This window comes from Formosa sp. L2A11, from assembly GCF_009796865.1.
In the GTDB taxonomy this organism is placed as follows: domain Bacteria; phylum Bacteroidota; class Bacteroidia; order Flavobacteriales; family Flavobacteriaceae; genus Formosa.
Map to the genome: position 1 here is coordinate 31,643 of NZ_CP047028.1, position 22,989 is coordinate 54,631.

Sequence of the window (22,989 nt, forward strand, 5' to 3'; positions counted from 1 at the left end):
AATGAATTTAATAAAATCCTCATTAAAGTATAAACAAGTAACGATTGCAGTTTTAGCCATCATATTTGTAGTAGGTATTTTTTCTTTATTGACTATGCCAAGAAGAGAAGATCCTAAAATAACGGTAAGACAAGGTTTGGTACTTGCTTATTTTCCTGGTGCAAATTCTACTCAAGTAGAAGATCAGGTTACTAAAACCATAGAAAAAACATTGTTCCAATTTTCAGAAGTTAGAAAACGTAAAACATTTTCTACCTCTAGAGACGGGCTTATGGTTGTTCAAGTAGAATTAGAAGAATGGGTAAAAGATCCAGATGTATTTTGGAATAAATTAACCGTTGCACTTCAATTAACAAAAAAATTAGAACTTCCAAAAGGCGTTATTGGTCCCGTTATAAATTCAGATTTCGGAGATACAGAAGCTATTGTTTTAGGTATTACAGCTAAAAATGGTGACTATCTTGAGTTAGAAAATTATGCTAAAAAGATTGAAGACCAACTTAGAACGATAAGAGCTGTCTCTAAAATTAAACGTATTGGAGAACAAAAACAAGAAATTGTAATCACTTCTAGTTCGGAAAAACTGGCGCAATATGGTGTTAAATTTAACGATGTAATTAGAATATTACAGTCTCAAAACAATTTATATCCTTCAGGAAGCCTATCTACAGACCAAAACGAAGTTCCGTTTTACACCACAAGTTATTATGCTACAGAAGACGAAATAGCAGAACAAGTTATTGGTACTGCAGAAAATGGAGATGTAATACGAGTTAGTGATGTTGCCAATATAAAAAGACAATATGAAGAGCCTACCTCCTACACTGGAGTAAACGGAAGTCCTGCCATTATTTTATCTATACAGATGCAAGAAGGCAATAATATTGTAGATTTTGGCGAAGCTGTCCAGTCTAAAATTGATGATGCATTATCTCAAATGCCTTCAGATATTAAAATTGAAAAAATTATTGATCAGCCTACTATTGTAAATAATAATGTAGGCCATTTTATTAGAGAATTTTTTATAGCTATTGTAGCCGTAATTATTGTAATACTATTGCTTCTTCCTTTTAGAATAGCATTAGTAGCTGCCATGGCAATACCAATGACGGTGGCCATGACCTTTGCATCGCTTCATGTATTTGGTATTGAATTACACCAAGTATCTCTAGCTGCTCTTATTGTTGTTTTAGGAATGGTAGTAGACGATGCTATTGTTATAGCCGATAATTATGTAGAACTTTTAGATGAAGGTATGCCTCCGGCAACAGCTGCTTGGAAAAGTGCTACCGAATTAATTATTCCTGTACTTACAGCAACTATTACTATTATTGCTGCATTCTTACCTATGGTTATTTTAAGCGGATCTGTAGGAGAATTTATATTTGCACTTCCTATTACCGTAACTATAGCTTTAGGATCTTCCTTTATTGTAGCCATGCTATTCACACCTATATTATGTTATCAATTTATAAAAAAAGGATTACATCAGGAAGATGCAAATGAAGAAGATAAAAAGCCTTCGATTTTAGATCGTATGCAAAACATGTATAACATTATTATTGATAAATGTGTTACTATTCCTAAATCTGTAATAATAGGAAGTTTAATTGTTATTGCTGTTGGTGTTGGTATGTACTTTGTTATACCTCAAAAATTCTTCCCTGCTGCAGAGCGTAATCAATTTGTTGTAAACCTTTGGATGCCTACAGGAACTAAAATTGAAAAAACGCACGAAGCCATAAAAAAAATAGAAGAAACCATTAAGGGAGACGATAGAGTAACGTCTTACGCAACGTTTACAGGAAAAAGTGCACCGCGATTCTATTATAATTTTTCACCTGAAGTACCAACAACTAACTTTGCTCAGATCCTGATTAATACCACAGACGATCATACTGCAGAAACTTTAGCAGAAGATTTAACAGAAAGAACGAAACATTTAGTACCAAACGGACAACCAATAGTTCAGTTAATGCAACAAGGAACACCATATTTAGCTCCTGTTGAAATACGTGTCTCTGGAGAAGATATTAATACTATAGAAAAAATAAGTACTCAAGTTACAGAAATATTAAAACATACCGAGGGTCATTTAAATGTGCGTAATAATTTTCATGAGAATTATTATGGTATAGATATTAAGTTAAAACCAGAAGCTAGCCGATTAGGATTTACAACAGAAAGTATAGCAAAAACATTATATGTAGGATTTTCTGGGGCACCTATAAGTACAATATACGAAGGAAGCACTCCTGTTAGCTTGGTATTCAGATTAAGTGAAAACGATCGTAAAAACTTCGATAACTTAGCAAACACCTATTTACCATCTCCTGTTACAGGTGCTTCGGTTCCATTAAGACAAATAGCAACATTAACACCAAATTGGCATACCGGTCGTATTGTTCGCAGAAATGGAATTAGAACTATGTCTATTTTAAGCGATGTACAAAATGGGTATTTACCAGACAGAATTCGTAAAGTAGCTAAGAAAGACATTGAAAAAATTAAGCTCCCAAAAGGATATCATATTAAATATGGTGGAGAATATGAAAATAAAAAAGAAACCTTTAACCAAATGATTGTTGCTTTAGGTATTAGTATTGTTCTTATTTTTCTCATTTTATTATTTCAATTTAAAAATATAAAAGAAACCTTTTTAGTCATGCTTACTATTCCGCTAAGTCTCTTTGGAGCATTCCTTGGATTAGTAATTACTGGAAACGATTTTGGATTTACAGCTTTTGTAGGGTTAATAAGTCTCTCGGGAGTTGTCGTTAGAAATGCCATTATATTAATTGACTATACAAACGAATTATTAAAAAAAGGAGAAACAATCCCTCAGGCAGCTGTAGAAGCAGGAAAACGAAGACTACGTCCAATATTCTTAACAGCCATGGCTGCAGCAATTGGAGTATTACCAATGATTATATCTGGATCGCCAATGTGGAGCCCACTTGCTAGTGTTTTAGCTGTAGGCGTTATTTGGTCTATGGTAACAGCATTACTTAGCATACCTGTACTTTATATTTGGTTTATAAAACCTAAAGATCTGTCTCACCTTACCATCAAAGAATCTTAATATTATGATTAAGAAATCAATATACCATTTTTGTTTACTTTGTGTTACACTCCTATTTTCATTTGTAGTAAAGGCACAAACACAAGAGGTTTTATCTTTAGAAAAAGCAAAACAATTAGCTATATCTCAAAACAAATTACTTGAAATTCAGCAAGAAAAAGTAAACGAGCTAAATTTTAAAAAAGATGAAACAGGAGCAAATAGTTTGCCCATGCTATACCTAACAGGAAATTATGCACACACATTTAATGATGACAATAGTATAGTAATCCCTCAAGGTGCTTTAGGAAGTATTGGCGATTTTTCTATTCCAGGACAGAATTTAACCGTTTACGAAGGCAAGCAAAATATGCTTACAGGAGGCCTACTCGCCTACCAACCTTTAACACAATTATTACGCGTTAATAATGGAGTAAAAGCTATTGAAGCTCAAGCAAAAGTTGAACAATTTAAACTGAAGGCTGCACAATCTAAAATAGAAAATAGTATTGAAAAACTTTACTATGCTGTTAGGATTCAAGAAAAAAAATTAGAAACGGCCCAAACTAATATAGACTGGGCAAAAGCTAAACTTTACGATGCTGAAAGTGCTTTGCTTGCCAAACAAATTCAAAATGTTAACGTAATTGGACTTAAAGCAGACCTAGCAGATAAAAAACATGATTATTTAGTTGAAGAAATTGCATTAGATAATTATTTAGTAGATTTAAAAACAACACTAATGCTTCCCGACAGTGTAGATGTTAAACTTGAAGATCAGCCCATAAAAATCTATAATTTAAACTCTAAAGCATATTATTTAAGTCAAGCAAACAATAATAATGAACTCTTAGGTGCTAAAAAACAAATAGAAGCTGCAAACTACGGGACCAAAGCCGCTAAAAACGCATATTTACCAGATTTAGGTGTTATAGGAGGTGTTACTTATCAAAATGTAATATCAGAACTTCCTAGTACAAGCTACTACTTGGGAGTTAATTTTACTTGGAATGTTTTAGGTTTTGTAAAACACAGAGCACAGTTAGGAGAAAGTATATCTAAACAAAATCAAGCTAAAGCCTATGCCGAGCATACCATTTCTAAAATAAATGGAGCTATTGAAAAAGGATACCGTAATGCCATTCAGGCTCAGAAATTAATGGATGTTGCAGATGAAGCCTATAACTTTCGCTTAGAAGAATACAGAATTAAAAAAGACGGATTAGATTCTGGATTGCTTACTAAAAAAGAACTTTTAGAAACTAAATACACTTTAGATAAAGCAAAACAAGATGCTTTTTCTTCTCGCTTAAATTTTAATATGGCTGTTCTAGATTTAAATACACTAATTGGACTTTAAAAAATCTGATTAATTAAATTATAACACTTCAGTTAAAAACAGAAATCTCATTTCAACATTTCTATAATTTTAGACAACACTACAAAAGCGCAAAATATTAGCAGACCATATTCAGGAAAGGCTAATACTATTTTTAGTTAAGTAAGTAGTATAAACACATCTATGCTTATAAGCTAGATACAACACTAAAATTTAGAACAAAAAGAGCTTCAAAATTTAGATTAATTGTATAAAAAAACTGTACTTTGCAATTTACAATCATTCTAAATAATGCTTTCATTCAAAATATTAATAGCAGATTCACATACATTAACCCGAGAAGGCACTAAATCTCTCCTAACCAGTAAGAAGGATTTTAATATCGTGGGAGAAGCCATGGATAGTGAAGAGTTATTCGTTTTAATTCCTAAAACAAATCCAGATATACTTATAATAGATTTTAATATTCCTGAACATTTTAGTATTAATGATATAGCATCTGTTAGAGAAAAATATCCACAAATAAGTATACTAGTAATAACTACTAACACTTATAAAACGGATATTGTTAATGTACTTAACCACGGAATATATGCATATATTTTAAAAGATTGTGAGGAAGAAGAAGTAATACAGGCCATTTATGCATCGGCTAAAAAAGAAAAATTCTTTTGTAAACGCGTTATTAATGCTGTATTAAAAAAAGAAATCCAACCTAATAATACAGAAAACAATTGTCTTCCCATTTCATTAAGCGATAGAGAACTCGAAATTATAAAACACATTGCAGACGGTTATACCACTAAATGTATTGCATTAAAATTGTTTCTTAGTTTTCATACCGTTAACACACACAGAAAAAATATTTTTAAAAAATTAAACGTCCACAGTTCTTCAGAACTCATACTCTACGCTATTAATCAAGGCATTGTAAATACATAACTAACATATTAATTAAATTTATACTATTTGCTTAGTTATAAATATACCACATTAATGGTATTGTTTAAATTAATTCTAAATAAGAGCTTTGTCTCATCTTTAAAACTAATAATAAACAATAATGAATAGAATTAGAATTTGTATTACTACACTTTTAATTATGATTTGTGTAAATGGATTATTCGCACAAAACTCGAGTGTAATAACAGGTAAAATAACAGACCAACAAAACCAGCCGCTACAAGGTATAGATGTAAAAATAAAAAAAACATCATACGGAACTGCAACTAATGAGCAAGGATACTTTACAATTAAAAATATTCATGAAGGCACTTATACACTAGAAATATCTGCAATAAACTATCAAACTCAAAAAAAAGAATTTACAGTAACACATGGTAAAACAACAACTTTAAATTTCTCTTTAAAAGATAATACCTATAATTTAGAAGAAGTCACAATAACAGCAACAGGTGTAACAAAATCTACACAAAATATACCAGGTGCCGTTTCTGTTATAGATGCAAAAATAATTAAGGAATCTGGAGCACAAAACATTGGAGAAATAATATCTAGAGCACCAGGTGTAAATTTTCTAGATGAAGACGGTAGAGGTTTAAAACCTAATATTGGTTTAAGAGGATTAAACCCCAACAGAGACAGAAGTGCCTTGATTTTAAATGATGGAAAATTCCCTGTAGGAACCACATTATATGGAGATGTGGGAGCGTATTACTTTACACCTTTACAACAAATTGATAGAGTTGAAATAATAAAAGGTGGTGCTGCATCTGTTTTATATGGTGGATATTCTGTTGGTGGAGTTATAAATTTAATATCAAAAAAAGCGAGTTACAATCAAGAAACAAAAGCAGACCTTACTTTTGGAAGTTGGAATGGTTTAACTGCACAAATAACATCGGGACAAGACAATGGTAAATCTAGTTACTTTGTAAACGGAATACGAAGACAAGGAGATAGTTTTCGCGATAATGGCGATTTTGCTGTAAACGATGTATCTTTAAAATATGCTGTAAAACCAGATGATAGTTCTAAACTATCTGTATACCTAAACGGGTTTTCTGAAGATTCTGAAACACCAGGCGGACTTACTCAAGAACAATTTGAAGATGATATTACCCAAAGTAACAATCCCAACGATAACTTTTACAGTAAAAGATATAGCACAGCTATAGATTACTCTAAAAACTTTAATGAATTTAATAGTTTTAATGTCTCTGTTTATGGAAACTATTTTGAAAGAGATTGGTTTATTGCCTTACAAAAAGACACAAGAAGTGGTTATGTTCGTGATATTCATAATTTAGGAACTGTAGCAGATTATAAATTAACAAAAGATCTATTCGGGGCACAAAACTCATTAATCGTAGGAACAAGAATTCATACAGATAGAGTAAATAGTAACACGCTTCTACAAGAAACAGGAGACTTTTCTTCTAGAACAGGAACATTAACTGCAGCTACAGTAAGTACAAGTTTTATAAATGAATTTTATGCTTATGACGAATTTAACGTTACAGACAAGATAATTTTTTCTCCAGGATTAAGATATACTTCAATTAAATATAATAACAACAATTTATTTACAGCTACAGAAGACGAAACACATGTAGATGCTTTTGTGTATACTGCAGGTTTAGTTTATAAATTAAAGAATCACACTAGCATTTATGCAAATATATCTTCAGGATTTCAACCGCCACAACTTAGTAGTGCTTTAGCTCCAGGAACTGTTGCTGCAGGAGAAGATTTAGATTCTGAAACCTCTGTTAATTATGAAGCAGGAATAAAAACGAATCCAGCAAATTGGATTTCTGCAAGTGCAACAGCCTACTACATTCAATTTAAAAACAAAATTATTAGCGAAGGTGGTGTAAACACAAATTCAGGAGAAAGTTTACACAGAGGTATTGAAGCAGAATTAGAATTAGGTTCTTGGCATGGATTAAGTGTTTTTACCAATGCTACAATTCAGAAAGCTACATTTGCAAATAATGAAGAATTAGGAGGAAATATATTACCATATGCACCACAACAAATGTATGCCGCAGGTATTCGTTCTAAAATAAATTTAAAAAAGGGAGAACTAGTTACCAATATATTCGGAAACTATGTAGGTAAACAATATAACGATGATGAAAACACAGAAGCAGAAAGTGCAGATGGTATAGAAGGTGCAATTCCTTCTTACAAGGTAGTAAATGCAACCATAGGATATTCTCGAAAAAATTGGGGCGTTAACTTTTCAATATATAATTTATTAGATGAAAAATATTTTACACAACGTAGCTCATTCTTTGGAGGAATAATGCCTTCTCCCACTAGAAATGCACGACTTAATATTAGTTATAAATTCTAAAAAAACAAATTACATTACTCCAATATTCTTTTAGAATTGGAACTCATAATTAATTCAAAAAACACCTTCAGATCTGAAGGTGTTTTTTATATAGCCCTAACGTCATAAAGCTTACCAATATAAAATCATTATATTCATATTATATCGCGCTCTAAATAAGACCTCAACTTTATAAAAAAAACGTTACTCATTACCATACTCTTGTTAGCGAGTCTTAGTACTAGTTATGTTATGCCCAACAAAAACATACAGACCACACAAATAAAGCAGACCCTTAAAAGAAAAGCCTATTAACTTAACTGTAATGCCTTTTATAAGCTACAACTGTCCCGTCCTGAAATAGCGATACACTAAAATTTAGTGTAATGAAAACATCAGACCATTTAGGGCACACCAAGCGTACCCAAAAAGACTACTCTCTTTCTTTTAAACTTAAATTAGTTGAAGAATTAGAGCTTGGACTTCTTACAAAATCACAAGCTAAGCTTAAATATGGCATCCAAGGAGATTCTACAGTAACCAAATGGTTGCAAAAATATGGTAACTTTGATTGGGAACACCAATCTCCAAAAACGATGTCAAAAACTCCAGAACAAAAAATACTCGAATTAGAAGCTAAGGTTAAACTTCTAGAAAAGCAAAAGGCAAGAGCAGAACACCTTGCTGAACGTGCAGATAAGAAGGTTATAATTTTTGATATGCTCGTAGATATGGCTGAAAAGGAATATGATATCGAAATCAGAAAAAATTACAAACCCGAGTTATCAAAAACTTCAAAGAAGACCAAAAAGAGACCATAATCTCTTCCTGTGAATTACTCGGGGTAAATAGACAGGTTTATTACAGAGCTATAAAATCCAAAAAGCATAAGCAAAGCTTAGCAAAACAAGTTATAGCTATGGTACGTTCTGTTAGGAATTTAATGCCAAGGCTAGGCACAAGAAAATTATATTATATACTTAAAAATGAATTAAGCAAAGTACATGTAGGTAGAGATAAGTTGTTTAGAATACTCAAAGCAAACCACATGGTTATAAAACCTAAAAAGAGTTATCATATAACAACTGACTCTCATCATAGATTTAGAAAGCATAAGAATAAAATTAATGAGATAGAATTTAATCGTCCAGAACAGGTTTGGGTAAGCGATATCACCTACACTGGGAATAGAAAAAATCCGTCTTACCTTGCTTTAGTTACAGATGCATATTCAAAAAAAATAATGGGCTATGACATATCAAATAGTCTTGAAGTTGGAGGTTCTCTTAGAGCTCTTGAAATGGCTCTAAGAAAAAGAAGTTATAAAGACCAATCTTTAATACATCACTCAGACAGAGGTTTGCAGTATTGTTCTAATGATTATCAGAACTTGCTAAAAGACAAAAATATTATTACAAGTATGACAGAGAAATATGATCCTTATGAAAATGCTATCGCAGAGCGTGTAAATGGTATTTTGAAACAAGAATTTGCAATAGCAACTTACGATACCGATATAGAAACAAAGAAATTAATAATCAAAGATGCAGTCAATATTTACAATAGTTTAAGACCACATTTTTCTAATCATATGCGAACACCTGATATGATGCATAAACAACAAAAATTAAAAAGAAAACAGTATAAATCAAAAAAGCTGAACAATCTTAAGATTGTTCAGCTTTAATTAATATTTTTAATCCTTTAATAATCTGTATCGTTTATTCAGGACTAGACAAACAGAAATTTAAATTTTATGTTTGGAGCAATTCCTATGGCTATGTACAAATTAGATCGTACAGACACTATTTCTCCAAAATCATTATCAGGAATGTCTGCCGTTTATACTACAAACAGCTCTTATTTTATTTCTTTTTTCAATAAATGGTATTATAAAGAAGACACTTGGAAAGGTAAGTTTTTTGTAATGACAGGAGATAAGAATTCCCAATTTTACATGACTGATAATAAGCTCCACGGTTTTTACGATTACGGAATAGAAGTCACTTTAGTCAGTATTGGCGTACAAATAAAAATTATAGACAATTTATACGGAGGTGTTACATATACATTGGAAAGCCTATCCTAGCATAGGTATGGGTTATAGATATAGAGCTTTTGAAGCTGTAAAATTTAATATTGGTTTAGATGCTGCAATTGGTAAAGGAGATTGGGGAATTTACTTTAGAATTGGAGAATCATTTTAAACTATAAAAATCTAAAAAAGTAAAATTTTGTCTCCCTTTTGTCTATATAATGTATAAAGACACACTATTTTTAAATTGTATCACTTATACTTCTGAGCCTTTTTTTATAATTACTATTAGTTTTAGAAATTATAATATGACTTTTTTAAGAAAATGAAAACTATTTTATACTAACAATAGTAAATAAACAATACTGAGGTTGCATCTTATCTCATGTTTAAATAAATCTTACTTTTACCTATTACCAATTCATAAACTAAAATACGTTTTAAATGAAGTAGGTATCTAATTATTAATTCCAAAAAAATTAAAGTATATATGAGTAAAGTAACTCAGGAATCAGAACGATTAGCCGTTTCTGACACTTATAAAAATTGGAAAAAATGGGGACCATATCTTGCAGAAAGACAATGGGGAACCGTACGTGAAGACTATAGTGAACATGGCCATGCTTGGGATTTCGTAAACCATGAAAAAGCCCGTAGTAATGCCTACAGATGGGGAGAAGAAGGTATTGGAGGATTTTGCGATTCTAGAGAAATATTATGTCTAGCTCCTGCATTTTGGAACGGAAAAGATCCCATTTTAAAAGAGCGCTTATTTGGACTAACCAATAACCAAGGAAATCATGGAGAAGATGTAAAAGAACTATACTTTCATCAAGTCTCTACGCCTACCCATTCTTACTGTAAATACCTTTATAAATATCCACATAACGAATATCCTTACGACGATTTAGTCAATACAAAACGTAATCGAGAAGAATCAGAATACGAATTATTAGACACAGATGCCTTTAAAGATAATGCCTATTTCGATTGTTTTATTGAATATGCAAAAGCAGATGTAGACGATCTTTTAATGAAAGTTACCATTGTTAATCGTGGTAAAGAAGCTGCCGAAATTCATGTATTACCTCATCTTTGGTATAGAAATTTTTGGAAACACAACAAACGTTTTACGCGTCCAAGCATAGACTCTATTGCTAAAGATTGTGTAGAAACTAAAAGTGGAAGAAGCGGACGCTATTTTTTATATCACGAAAATGGAGAACAACTTTTTTGTGAGAATGAAACAAATAACGAGCGTATTTATGATGTTCCTAATATTGTAGACTATGTTAAAGATGGAATAAACGATTACGTAGTAAATAATAAACCAACCGTTAATCCTGAGAAAAAGGGATCTAGAATGGCGGTTTGGCATAAATTTAGTTTAAAAGCAGGTGAAGAAAAAAGTGTAAGAATTAGACTTAGTAAAAAACCTGTACAAGATCCTTGGTCTACCTTCGATAATATCTTTACACAAAGAATCGAAGAATGTGAAGATTTTTACAGTAGCATTATAAAAAAAGATATTCCAGAAGCACAACAAAACATTGCTAAAAAAGCATTCTCTGGATTATTATGGACCAAACAATTTTACTATTACGATGTCTTTAAATGGCTTTTTGGAGGGCCTACAGAAACACCTCCACATCGCGCTAGTGCAAGAAATTTTAATTGGCAACACCTTACAAATAGACATGTAATTTCTATGCCAGATAAATGGGAATATCCTTGGTATGCTGCCTGGGATTTAGCATTTCACATGGCTTCTTTTGCAGAAATAGATCCGTATTTTGCCAAAGAACAATTAATCTTGGTATTACAAGAAAACTACATGCATCCCAACGGACAAATTCCTGCTTACGAGTGGAACTTTAGCGATGTAAATCCGCCTGTGCACTCTTGGGCTGTATGGAATGTTTACGAAAAAGATAAAGAACGTACTGGTACAGGAGATACTGTGTTTTTAGAAAAAGCATTCCAAAAACTACTTGTAAACTTTACGTGGTGGGTTAACCAAAAAGATACCAACGGTACAGATCTTTTTGAAGGAGGATTTTTAGGCCTAGATAATATTGGCGTCTTCGACAGAAACCAGATGCCTGAAGGTATTACAAGAATGCAACAAGCAGATGCGACAAGTTGGATGGCCATGTTTACACTAAACCTACTACGCATGTCGTTAGAATTAGCAAAAACAAATAAATCTTACGAAGACTTTGCTGCCAAATTCTTCAGACATTTCTTAAATATTGCTTGGGCAATGCACCATATTGGTAAAAACAATATATCGTTATGGGATAATGAAGACAACTTTTATTACGATGTGGTAGAGATGTCTTCAGGCTTAACAGACCGTATGAAAGTAAGATCGTTAGTTGGAATTATTCCGCTTTTTGCTGTAGAAGTAATTAATAAAGAACTTTTTGATTCTCTAAAAGTATTTAAAGGAAAGGTTGCCGAAATAGTTAGAACACGTCCAGATTTAGCATCATTAATATCTCGTATTGAAGAAGCTAATCCTGATGAAAACTACCTATTTTCAATCATGCGTGGCTTTAGACTTGAACATGTTTTAAAACGCATGTTAGATGAAGATGAGTTTTTATCTGAGTACGGAATTCGTTCATTATCTAAATATCACGAAAAACATCCTTTTGTTTTTGAATATCACGGACATCACCAAATTCAATACGAACCAGGAGAAAGCAGATCTAATATGTTTGGAGGAAACTCTAATTGGCGCGGACCAATTTGGATGCCTCTAAATTATATGATTATCCAGTCGTTACGTAAATACTATTCTTTTTATGGCAATAAATATTTATACGATTTCCCTACTGGTTCTGGTAATAAAATGAATTTAAATGAAATAGCGAACGAACTTTCAGAAAGATTAATTAAACTTTTTGAAGTGAATGAAAACGGTAAATATCAATATCATTCAGACGATCCGAATCATTTATTTACTAAAGATGACGAATTTAAAAAACAGCATCTTTTTTATGAGTTTTTTGATGGCGATAGTGGAAAAGGCCTTGGAGCATCTCACCAAACCGGCTGGACAGCTTTAATTGCTAATTTAATCATGGATTTAGAAGAAAACAAATAATCAAATTATATTAAAAGGCCTGACCAGATAAGTATTGATTCGCTTATAAGGTCAGGCTTTTTTATTTCATATTTACACCTCAAATAACATATAATTCAAGAAAAAGTTCTTGTATATTTGGAAGCAACAAACAGATTTTGTAAATGGAAATTATTTCAGTTTTTGATATGTTAAAGATAGGCGTTGGCCCATCTAGTTCTCATACTTTAGGTCCTTGGCGAGCTGCCGAACGTTGGATTCTAGAGTTAAAATCAGCTAACAAATTTCAAAAAGTTGAAAAAATCACGATCGATCTTTATGGTTCATTATCATTAACAGGGAAAGGTCATGCTACAGATTTAGCCATTATGCTTGGTCTTACAGGAGCAGATCCTGAATATATTCCTACAGATTCTATTAACAGTATTATTACTTCAATTAAAACAGATCATATCCTTCATTTTAATAATGAAAAAGAGATTGCTTTTAATCCTGAAACAGATATTGTTTACAATAAGAAATTTTTACCCTTTCATTCAAACGGATTGTCTTTTTCTGCAACTATAAACGGACGAAAATCTAAATCTACGTTTTATTCTATTGGTGGTGGTTTTGTGGTCAAAGAAGAACGAAAATCTGCCAAAGCAAATAAAATTATTTTTTACTGTACACTCCCTTATCCTGTAGATAGTGGTGTAAAATTATTAGACTTTTGTAACCAATTAAATTTACCTATTTCTGGTGTTGTGCTTGAAAACGAAAAATCGTTACGAGACCCCGAGGTTATCGATTTTGAGCTAAGACGAATTTGGAATACCATGTTAGAGTGCATGTACACAGGTTGCCATACCGAAGGAAATTTACCTGGCGGACTTAATGTACGCAGACGTGCCTATGATATGCACAAAAAATTAAATGGCGATTTACCATATAGCGATCCAGAAGAATGGTTACAAACCATTAGAACAACAGAAGTAAAATTTAGACAAATTCTTAAATGGGTAAGTTGTTTTGCCCTAGCGGTAAACGAAGTTAATGCTTCACTTGGTCGTGTGGTAACGGCACCAACAAACGGAAGCGCTGGTGTAATTCCGTCTGTTTTAATGTATTATTTAGTTATTGAAAATCACGAGGCAAATTTCGAACACATTAAAAAATTCCTACTTGTTGCCGGAGAAATTGGAAGTCTCTTTAAAAAAGGAGCAACCATTTCTGCTGCTATGGGTGGTTGTCAGGCAGAAATTGGCGTATCATCGGCTATGGCGGCAGGTGCTTTAACCGAACTTTTAGGAGGCACACCAGAACAAGTTTTAGTCGCTGCAGAAATTGCAATGGAACATCATTTAGGTTTAACCTGCGATCCTATTGGTGGTTTAGTTCAAATTCCTTGTATAGAACGTAACTCTATGGGAGCTATAAAAGCCATTAACGCTGCAGAATTGGCTCTAGAAACAGACCCTAACAATGTAAAAGTTCCGTTCGACAAAGTTATTTCTACCATGTGGGAGACTGCTAAAGACATGAATTCCAAATACAAAGAAACTTCTGAAGGTGGTTTAGCCATAGGCGTGAATTTATCCGATTGTTAAACTATATTTTAATTTGTTTATATCTCGCATACATTATATATTTATAATATATAGTTATATAACATTCACTGCCTAATCTTTATATGAATTACAGTCCCTTTAAAATATGCTTATACATTAGTATCACGTTATTAATCATGTTTGGGGCCACATATTTTAGCACTTCAAAAACATTACCCAACGGAAAATCTGAAGAAGGAATTACACTTCTTGGACAAACTATAAAATACCCTACAACAGCTTCATTTTTACTAACTCCAAAGGCAGAAACTACTAAAAGTAAAATAAAAACGGTAGATAGTATTGTAAATAATATTGAAGTTATAATTGAAGAAGAGGAAGAAGATGTTTTTGTTGAAACAGAAAAAAAAGACACTGTTCCTAAAATCCCTAATCTTTCAAAAATTGATACCTCTAAAATCGAGCGTATTTCTTATCCAAAAAATAAGGATGCCTTTTTATCACATTTAAAATCACAACTTACAGCATCTACATGTCGTATTATACATTATGGCGATTCTCAAATAGAAGGCGATCGTATGTCTGGCTACATTAGAAATAAACTTCAAAATTTATACGGCGGAAATGGTCCTGGTTTTACTCCCATTGCTCAGGTTTACGATAATATAAGTGCTGTTGTTATAGCTTCAAACAATTGGACGCGTCATGCAATTTTTGATCGTAGAGCTGAAAAATTTGCTCATAAAAAGTATGGTGCTTACACAACATTTTCACGGTTTACACCTTATTATAATATTATAGCAGATAGTATTAATACAGATACATTACAACTTACAAAAGCTAAGATAACGGTTAAACCTTCTGTAAAAACGTATCGCCGTATGCGTAAATTTACCAATATTGGTTTTCATTACGGAAATGCCCAACTTCCTATAACTGTAAAAGTATTTGCAGATGGTACACTTATTAAAGAAGGCGTCTTGATTGCAGATGGAGAATATCACGATTTTAAAATAAAATTAGCAAAAACACCTAACGCACTAACTTTTGAATTGGAAGGAAAAATGAGTGCCGATTTTTATGGATTAACCTTAGACGGAGACAATGGTATTTTACTAGATAACGTAGCAATGCGAGGTTCTGCAGGAACTGTATTTGCAGGATTAAACAGTATAAACTTCTCTCAGATGTATAACGAATTAGATCCTAAAGTTCTAATTTTTCAATACGGAGGAAACTCGGTGCCTTATGTAAAGGATTCTTTAGAAGTAGAACAATATGTTGGTTATTTAAAAAACCACATCAATTGGTTAAGACGAAAAACCAATGATGCCAGCGTAATTTATATTGGCCCTGCAGATATGACTACCACAGAAAATGGGCAAATGAAAACGTATGCGCTTCTACCCTATTTAATAAACAGATTACAAGACATGTGTAAAAACAACAATGTAGCGTATTGGAATACTTATAATGCTATGGGCGGCGAAAATTCTATGCAATATTGGGTAGACCAAAAATTAGCAGCCAGCGATTACACACATTTTTCACTCTCGGGAACGAGAATAATTTCAGAATTATTCTACCTCTCACTATATATGGACTTAACAAATAAATAATGAAATTTAAAATCTTAGTACTTTCTCTTTTAATGTCTATGCCCCTTTTTGCGCAAGACTATATTTTAGACAGTATTACACCTAAGTACGGACATTTAATAAATTTTGAAGCAAACACCTTTCAATACGCGTCAGAATCACCTTATTTTAAAAAATTATTTAATGATTTAGATAGTGTTTACGCAGGTAAAAAGAAGAATATTCATGTTTTTCATATTGGAGGTTCTCATATACAAGCAGATATTTATTCAAATAAAATAAGAACCTATCTACAAAACATGAATGATGTCTCGTTGGGACAACGTGGTTTTGTTTATCCTTATCATTTAGCACATACCAACAATCCTACAAATTACAGAATTGAAGCCGATAAAAGCCAATGGCAAGGGTATCGCTGTTCGGTTAGAAAAGACAGTGTTGCTTGGGGATTATCTGGTGTAAGTGCTGCTTTTAGAGGAACTGAAGATAAAATTTATGTAAAAGCTAATTATAGAAACTATACTAAAAAACCCTACACGTTTAATAAGTTACGCGTGTTTTATAATACCTGGAAAGAAGACTACAATTTAAACATATCAGATTCTACTTTAGTGAGTTCAGACACTATAAATTATGATGGTATGTATAAAGAATATCGTTTTAACAGAACGGTAGATTCCGTTACTCTAGACCTTAAAATTAAAGACTCAACCTCTGTTTCTCCAGAATTTTTATTAATGGGGATGGAGTTTATGAATGACGATCCGGGAATTGAATACACAACTATAGGCGTAAATGGTGCTAGTTTTTACTGGTATGAACGTGCTGCCTATTTTGAAAAACAGCTTCAGTTATATAAACCAGATTTATTTATTATTTCAATAGGAACGAATGACGCCTATATGCCTAAAAAAGATTTTAATGCTGAAGAATTTAGAGCCTATTACGAAAGTTTTATACAAATGATTCAACGTGCCAATCCGGAATGTGCCATTTTACTCACTGTTCCTAACGACGATTATTATAAGAGAAGTTATGCAAACCCAAATACAGCAACTCAGCAAAGCATTATATTAGAGTTAACACGAAAATATAAAATGGCGGTTTGGGATTTATACAGTATTATGGGAGGTTTAGGATCTTCTAACAATTGGTATAAAGCCAAATTAATGCCTAGCGACCGTATTCACTTTACAAATTTAGGTTATAGTATAAAAGCCGATTTATTTATAAAAGCATTAGTAGATGCTTGGGCAGAATCTACAGGAAAAGACAAAACACTTTTACTAAAACATTTTAAAAATTTAGATGAATAGGTTATACGATATTTTTACCTTTTCGGAAGATTATCCTTTAATTTTTACGCAAGTAAATTTTTGGATTTTCTTTGCTGTGTCTTATTTTATATTCGCATTAGTTAATAAAAAAATACAGCTCCGTAATTCGTATTTATTTTTAATATCACTATTTTTCTATTACAAAACCAGTGGTTTATATATTGGAATTTTAATTTTTAGTACGCTAGTCGATTTTTTTATTGGAAAAACTATTTATAAAAGTGAAGGCAAAAATAAACGTTTAGCCCTCGTTACACTAAGTGTTTTTATTAATCTGTTTGTACTTTGTTATTTTAAATATGCATACTTTTTTACAGATGCATTTAACAGTCTGTTTAGTACAAATTATGAAGTCTTTAATCTTTTAGCACAATGGGGAAATAGCTTTAACGATCAGAATTATTTTACAGTCGATAAAATTATTCTACCCGTTGGGATTTCATTTTACACCTTTCAAACCATTAGTTACAGTGTAGATATCTACAGAAAAAAATTAAAACCATTACATTCTATTTTAGACTTTGGTTTTTTTGTTAGTTTTTTTCCGCAGTTAGTTGCCGGCCCAATTGTTAGAGCAGAAAGTTTTGTGCCTCAAATAACCAAACCAACAGTAATAACCAAACATCATTTTAATACAGGAACTTATTTAATACTAAAAGGACTTATTAAAAAAATGCTCTTTGCTGATTTTATTGCCATGCATTTTCTAGATCGTGTTTTCGATACTCCCGAAATGTTTTCTGGCTTCGCTAATATTATGGCCATGATTGGATATTCGCTTCAAATTTATGGTGATTTTTCAGGATATACAGACATTGCTATTGGGTTGGCTTTACTTATGGGGTTTGAGTTACCTGTAAACTTTAATTCGCCATATAAAGCTATTAATGCTGGCGATTTTTGGAAACGTTGGCACATCTCTTTATCTACATGGTTACGCGATTATTTATATATTCCGCTTGGCGGAAACAGAAAAGGAAGTTATGCATCTTTCATTATATTAAGCATTATTTTATTGGGTTGTATGATTGCTTTTAGAAACATGATTGTTGTATTTAGTATTCTAACCATATCATTTACTTTATTCATTATATCACTCTATAATTACAAAGTTAGAAATCATATAAATACCAATATAAACTTAATGCTAACCATGTTAATTGGTGGATTATGGCATGGCGCAGCTTGGAAATTTGTAATCTGGGGAGGATTAAACGGATTGGGTATTGTAGTTTATAAATTCTGGAGAAAAATAAGTCCTTACGAATTTAAAAATCAATGGTACGTTAGAGCCTGGAAAATATTAATCACCTTTATTTTTATCACGTTTACACGTATTTATTTTAGAGGAGAAAGTATGGGACACATTTCCAGATGGTTTTCTCAAGTTGCACATAACATGGATTGGGCACATGCCATAGATTTATTGGTACATTACCAAGCTGTATTTTGGGTTATGGCACTAGGCTATATTTCGCATTGGTTACCACAAAACGTAAAAAACGATATAGAAGCATTTTACGGTAAAAGCCCCGTTTTTGTAAAGATTATACTTGGTGCATGTGTGGGTATTATGTGTTATCAAGCATATTCAAGCGACTTTCAGCCTTTTATCTATTTTCAATTCTAAAAAACACCCTATTTAATTATTCATTATTTCACACCTATTTTTTTACACGATTTTTAAGGAATTAATAGAGATATTCTTTATTAATTCTCAAAAACTCAGTATTTTTACATTCTAAAAATTAAAAACATGTCTGCAGCACAAAAAGATTACAAAAAGGTCACTGTAAAAACATTAAGTGATATGAAAGCAAATGGAGAGAAAATTTCCATGCTAACGGCTTACGATTATACAATGGCTACAATTGTAGATGGTGCAGGATTAGATGTGATTCTTGTTGGTGATTCTGCAAGTAACGTCATGGCTGGTTATCAAACTACATTACCTATTACTTTAGACCAAATGATTTATCATGCCTCTTCTGTGGTTCGCGGTGTAAATCGTGCTTTAATTGTAGTAGATTTACCTTTTGGAAGCTACCAAAGTGACCCTAAAGAAGCTTTACGTTCTGCCATTAGAATTATGAAAGAAAGTGGCGCACATTCTATAAAAGTAGAAGGTGGTAAAGAAATTAAAGAATCTATTAAACGCATTTTAAACGCAGGTATTCCTGTTATGGGACATCTTGGTTTAACACCACAATCTATATATAAATTTGGTACGTTTACTGTTCGTGCTAAAGAAGAAGAAGAAGCTAAAAAATTAAAACAAGATGCTTTAATGTTACAAAAAGCAGGTTGTTTTGCTATTGTTCTTGAAAAAATCCCAGCTAAATTAGCTAAAGAAGTTGCCGAAAGTTTAACCATTCCTGTAATAGGAATTGGAGCTGGTAATGGTGTAGATGGACAAGTTTTAGTACTTCATGATATGATTGGAATGACTAAAGAATTTCATCCCAGATTTTTACGTCGCTATTTAAATTTATATGAAGATATGACTAACGCCTTATCTCAATATGTTACCGATGTTAAGTCTGTAGATTTCCCTAGCGAAGACGAACAATACTAGATTAATTAATCTCACAAATTAAACATTCGCAAATTAGTGGCTGATAAAATTCTATCCAACAAATCCAATCTCCAAATCTTATTTGAAGACAATCATATTATTGTAATTAATAAACGTGCTGGAGATCTTGTACAAGGCGATAAAACTGGAGACAAACCACTAAGCGATGTTGTAAAAGAATATATAAAAGTTAAGTACGACAAACCTGGAAATGTTTATTTAGGTGTTGTACACCGTCTAGATCGCCCAACAACGGGTTTAGTTATCTTTGCAAAAACAAGTAAAGCCTTAACACGGCTAAATGCCATGTTTGTAAAAAAAGAGGTAAACAAAACGTATTGGGCTTTGGTACATAATGCACCTCCAAAAGAAAAAGACACGCTAGTTAATTGGTTGAAAAAAAATCCGAAGAACAACAAATCTACAGCGTATATTAAAGAAATTAAAGATAGTAAAAAGGCTATTTTACATTATACGCTTCTAAAAAAATTAGATCGTTATATACTCCTTGAAATTGAATTAGAAACCGGTCGTCATCATCAAATTAGATGTCAGCTTTCTAATATGGGTTGTATTATTAAAGGCGATTTAAAATATGGTGCAGACAGAAGTAATAAAGATGCAAGTATACATTTACACGCTAGACACATTCAATTTGTGCATCCGGTAACTAAAGAAGATATTTATATTACTGCTCCGCTTCCTAAAGATCCTGTTTGGGATGCTTGCTTATAATTTAATTAGAACGGTACTTGTATTTTATTTCTAAATGCGTACCTTCTTTTAGTTTAGATGTTAAACTAAATTTAGCATCAATAAGTACTGCCCTGCTTTGCATATTTATTAAACCCGAGCCTTTTTCTATAGTATTTACATTAAACCCTACTCCATCATCATTTACGGTAATTAGTACATATTCTGGTTTAAAGTTAATATTTACATCTAGTAAAGCTGCTTCAGAATATTTAATGGTATTCGAGAAAAATTCTTGCAATATTCTAAATAGAATAATACTATCTTTTCCTTTTTTTAAATGACTAGAATCTCCATCAACAGTTAATTCGGCATTTATTAGAGCCAATTTATTAAACCTATGGATTTCTGTCTTTACAGATTCTTCGAGTCCACGATATACAATAACATCACTATTTAAGGATTTAGAGAGTGATCGTAATTCTTGTAAACTTTCTTTTACCAAGTTTTTACTTTCTGTAAAAGAAGGCTGTAATTCTGGAGCAACTTGTTGGGCTAACATACTAAGTTGCATATTTGCGACAGAGAGTAATTGACCTACGTTATCGTGTAAATCTTGTCCGATATTCTTTAAAATTTCTTCCTGAATTTCAATTTGCGTCTTAACTATTTCTTCTTCAAAAAGCTGCTGCTGTTTTAATTTTTCTTGTAATAATTTATTTTTTCGTTTTTGAAATACCAAAAAAAACAAAATCAACACACCAACTAAGATAATTAAAACACAAATCATATATATAAAAAAATGGCGTTGCGCATCGGTAATCATATCTATCTTCACATTAGAATTATTTAATATAGATAGTATCATACACGTAATGATTTTTCTGGTTTACAAAAAGCTAACGCTAAAACAAACGTGCCATACATTAACACATTAGCAAATAACCGCGTTAATTTTAATAAGTTAATAAGCGCTGTAGTATCTACAAAAACAAATTTTTGATAAAAATAAAGAGGCATTGTAATTATCCACCAAAAAAATAAAATCATACTTATATAAAAATAAATAGATTTATAAAACGATAAGATAATGTCACTCTGCAGCACATTCAAAAAATAGAGTACAATAGCCATTAAAATAATAATAGAACCAAATATTTTATTGAATGTGAGAACGGTTTTAAAAAATTGGTCGATATGCATTATGGTATAAATACTAATACAAACCACAAATATATAAGTGCTAATATTTAAAATTGTTCTATAGCTTTTAATATGTATAATTTGTTGATAAAAAAACGACCAAAATAAGACACTACCAATAGTCCAGAATAATCCATACCACCAATAGTTAGAGAAAAAAAACTTATAAGCTAACAAGTATTCATAATTTTCTAAAAGACCTCCAGGATATAACTGTCTAGGCACACTACCTCCCATCTCTACCAATACAGTGTAAAGTATAAATAATATAAAATATTTTATAGGTGTGTTTTTAAACTTCCTGTATGTTAAGAGCCCTGTAATAAGTGCAGCATACTCAAAAGCTTTAGTTAATACTGAATAGTTTTTAATAAGAAAATCGTCCATTATTTTATTCTAATTTGGATAAGCACTACTTGGAGGATCTCCAATTTCGCCTTCATTTAAAGGTGAACCTTCAGGAACATCGGCTATTTTTAATGCTGTATTTAAAGGTAAAGTACTGCTTTTAGAAATGGTAGCATCGTAAGTAGGTACCATAAATACAGTAGTATATCCTGCTTTGGCTTGATCTGTATTTTTATCGGGATAGGCTGCCAAGTACACGCGAATTCCATTTACAGTATATTTTTTATCTAATAAATTTTGAGCTTCATATTGTGTATATCCTAAAAACCCCTCCATCTCTGCTATAGAAAACCAAACCGAACGATTATCGTCTCTGTCTATACTATTACTTATTAATTTATATCTAGAGTCATAGCCCGCAGATAATTCTTTTGCCCGATCTTTTGTAATAATTCCGTTAGGCTTTTTTGCTACATGTTCTACTTTATCCTTCATTTCTGAATCAGGACGACTTTGTTCTATTAAATGAGATCCCAGTACGCCAATAAGAACACCAAATAACACAAATACTAATTTTTTCATTTCTGTTGGTTTTATTAATTATCCATTGTTGGCTCAACATTTATAAAAAACAATCACAAACTAAACTTTTACAAATCTGATTATGACCTATCTTGTTTATAAATTATATAACCTACAATCTTTTTGAAATGCTATTAATTAATCTGTATAAAAATGATTAAATATTTTCCAAGAGATTCCCTGAAAGATAACTGTATAAATATATGATTTTAAATTGAATAAAAAAGAAGATGTTAAGAGGCCGCATAACCATTAACTCCTTGTAAATCGCGCTAT

Annotated in this window: 17 protein-coding genes; 14 read left to right on the top strand and 3 right to left on the bottom strand. The window is 31.8% G+C overall.

Annotated elements, in window-relative coordinates; translation table 11 throughout:
• Window position 1: 1 nt before the first annotated feature.
• The 14 genes from GQR95_RS00145 to GQR95_RS00205 all read left to right on the top strand — a co-directional run bounded on the left by GQR95_RS00145 (window position 2) and on the right by GQR95_RS00205 (window position 20,622).
• Window positions 2-3,082, top strand: a complete 3,081-nt coding sequence (locus GQR95_RS00145) for an efflux RND transporter permease subunit (protein WP_159021244.1) — start codon at window positions 2-4, stop codon at window positions 3,080-3,082.
• A gap of 4 nt (window positions 3,083-3,086) precedes the next feature.
• On the top strand, window positions 3,087-4,421 hold the full coding sequence (locus tag GQR95_RS00150) for a TolC family protein (RefSeq protein WP_159021245.1): 1,335 nt from the start codon (window positions 3,087-3,089) through the stop codon (window positions 4,419-4,421).
• A gap of 270 nt (window positions 4,422-4,691) precedes the next feature.
• Window positions 4,692-5,342, top strand: a complete 651-nt coding sequence (locus tag GQR95_RS00155) for a response regulator transcription factor (protein WP_159021246.1) — start codon at window positions 4,692-4,694, stop codon at window positions 5,340-5,342.
• Window positions 5,343-5,463: 121 nt separating this feature from the next.
• On the top strand, window positions 5,464-7,722 hold the full coding sequence (locus tag GQR95_RS00160) for a TonB-dependent receptor (protein WP_159021247.1): 2,259 nt from the start codon (window positions 5,464-5,466) through the stop codon (window positions 7,720-7,722).
• A 365-nt stretch (window positions 7,723-8,087) separates the two neighbouring features.
• Entirely contained in the window at window positions 8,088-8,522 is a 435-nt protein-coding gene (locus GQR95_RS17010) for a hypothetical protein (RefSeq protein WP_199269618.1), read from the top strand.
• A 50-nt stretch (window positions 8,523-8,572) separates the two neighbouring features.
• Window positions 8,573-9,388: an IS3 family transposase gene (locus GQR95_RS00165; protein ID WP_233266025.1), complete on the top strand. Its 816-nt coding sequence runs from the start codon at window positions 8,573-8,575 to the stop codon at window positions 9,386-9,388.
• Window positions 9,389-9,457: 69 nt separating this feature from the next.
• Complete coding sequence (locus tag GQR95_RS00170; protein WP_159021248.1) at window positions 9,458-9,790, top strand: hypothetical protein; 333 nt, start codon at window positions 9,458-9,460, stop codon at window positions 9,788-9,790.
• Between the two features lie 436 nt (window positions 9,791-10,226).
• Window positions 10,227-12,848 carry a glucosidase gene (locus tag GQR95_RS00175; protein ID WP_159021249.1) on the top strand — a complete coding sequence of 874 codons (2,622 nt, stop codon included), beginning with the start codon at window positions 10,227-10,229 and terminating at the stop codon, window positions 12,846-12,848.
• Window positions 12,849-12,991: 143 nt separating this feature from the next.
• The gene (locus tag GQR95_RS00180) at window positions 12,992-14,416 is read left to right on the top strand and encodes an L-serine ammonia-lyase (RefSeq protein WP_159021250.1); all 1,425 of its coding nucleotides are present in this window, start codon (window positions 12,992-12,994) and stop codon (window positions 14,414-14,416) included.
• A gap of 137 nt (window positions 14,417-14,553) precedes the next feature.
• Window positions 14,554-15,996 carry a lipase gene (locus GQR95_RS00185; RefSeq protein ID WP_159021251.1) on the top strand — a complete coding sequence of 481 codons (1,443 nt, stop codon included), beginning with the start codon at window positions 14,554-14,556 and terminating at the stop codon, window positions 15,994-15,996.
• Window positions 15,996-17,291 carry a GDSL-type esterase/lipase family protein gene (locus GQR95_RS00190; RefSeq protein WP_159021252.1) on the top strand — a complete coding sequence of 432 codons (1,296 nt, stop codon included), beginning with the start codon at window positions 15,996-15,998 and terminating at the stop codon, window positions 17,289-17,291. The genes GQR95_RS00185 and GQR95_RS00190 overlap by 1 nt, the downstream gene beginning before the upstream one ends.
• The gene (locus GQR95_RS00195) at window positions 17,284-18,942 is read left to right on the top strand and encodes an MBOAT family protein (protein ID WP_159021253.1); all 1,659 of its coding nucleotides are present in this window, start codon (window positions 17,284-17,286) and stop codon (window positions 18,940-18,942) included. The genes GQR95_RS00190 and GQR95_RS00195 overlap by 8 nt, the downstream gene beginning before the upstream one ends.
• A gap of 126 nt (window positions 18,943-19,068) precedes the next feature.
• A complete protein-coding gene (gene panB, locus GQR95_RS00200; protein WP_159021254.1) occupies window positions 19,069-19,887 on the top strand; it encodes a 3-methyl-2-oxobutanoate hydroxymethyltransferase in 819 nt (272 codons plus the stop codon).
• Between the two features lie 36 nt (window positions 19,888-19,923).
• Window positions 19,924-20,622 carry an RluA family pseudouridine synthase gene (locus GQR95_RS00205; protein ID WP_233265958.1) on the top strand — a complete coding sequence of 233 codons (699 nt, stop codon included), beginning with the start codon at window positions 19,924-19,926 and terminating at the stop codon, window positions 20,620-20,622.
• Window position 20,623: 1 nt separating this feature from the next.
• Here the strand turns inward: GQR95_RS00205 and GQR95_RS00210 are convergent, their stop codons facing one another.
• Genes GQR95_RS00210 through GQR95_RS00220 form a run of 3 tightly spaced genes read right to left on the bottom strand, consistent with a single transcriptional unit; the run spans window position 20,624 to window position 22,713 of the window.
• A complete protein-coding gene (locus GQR95_RS00210; RefSeq protein WP_233265959.1) occupies window positions 20,624-21,448 on the bottom strand; it encodes a sensor histidine kinase in 825 nt (274 codons plus the stop codon).
• On the bottom strand, window positions 21,445-22,170 hold the full coding sequence (locus tag GQR95_RS00215) for a hypothetical protein (RefSeq protein ID WP_159021255.1): 726 nt from the start codon (window positions 22,168-22,170) through the stop codon (window positions 21,445-21,447). The genes GQR95_RS00210 and GQR95_RS00215 overlap by 4 nt, the downstream gene beginning before the upstream one ends.
• Before the next feature lie 9 nt (window positions 22,171-22,179).
• Entirely contained in the window at window positions 22,180-22,713 is a 534-nt protein-coding gene (locus GQR95_RS00220; protein WP_159021256.1) for a hypothetical protein, read from the bottom strand.
• Between the last annotated feature and the right edge of the window lie 276 nt (window positions 22,714-22,989).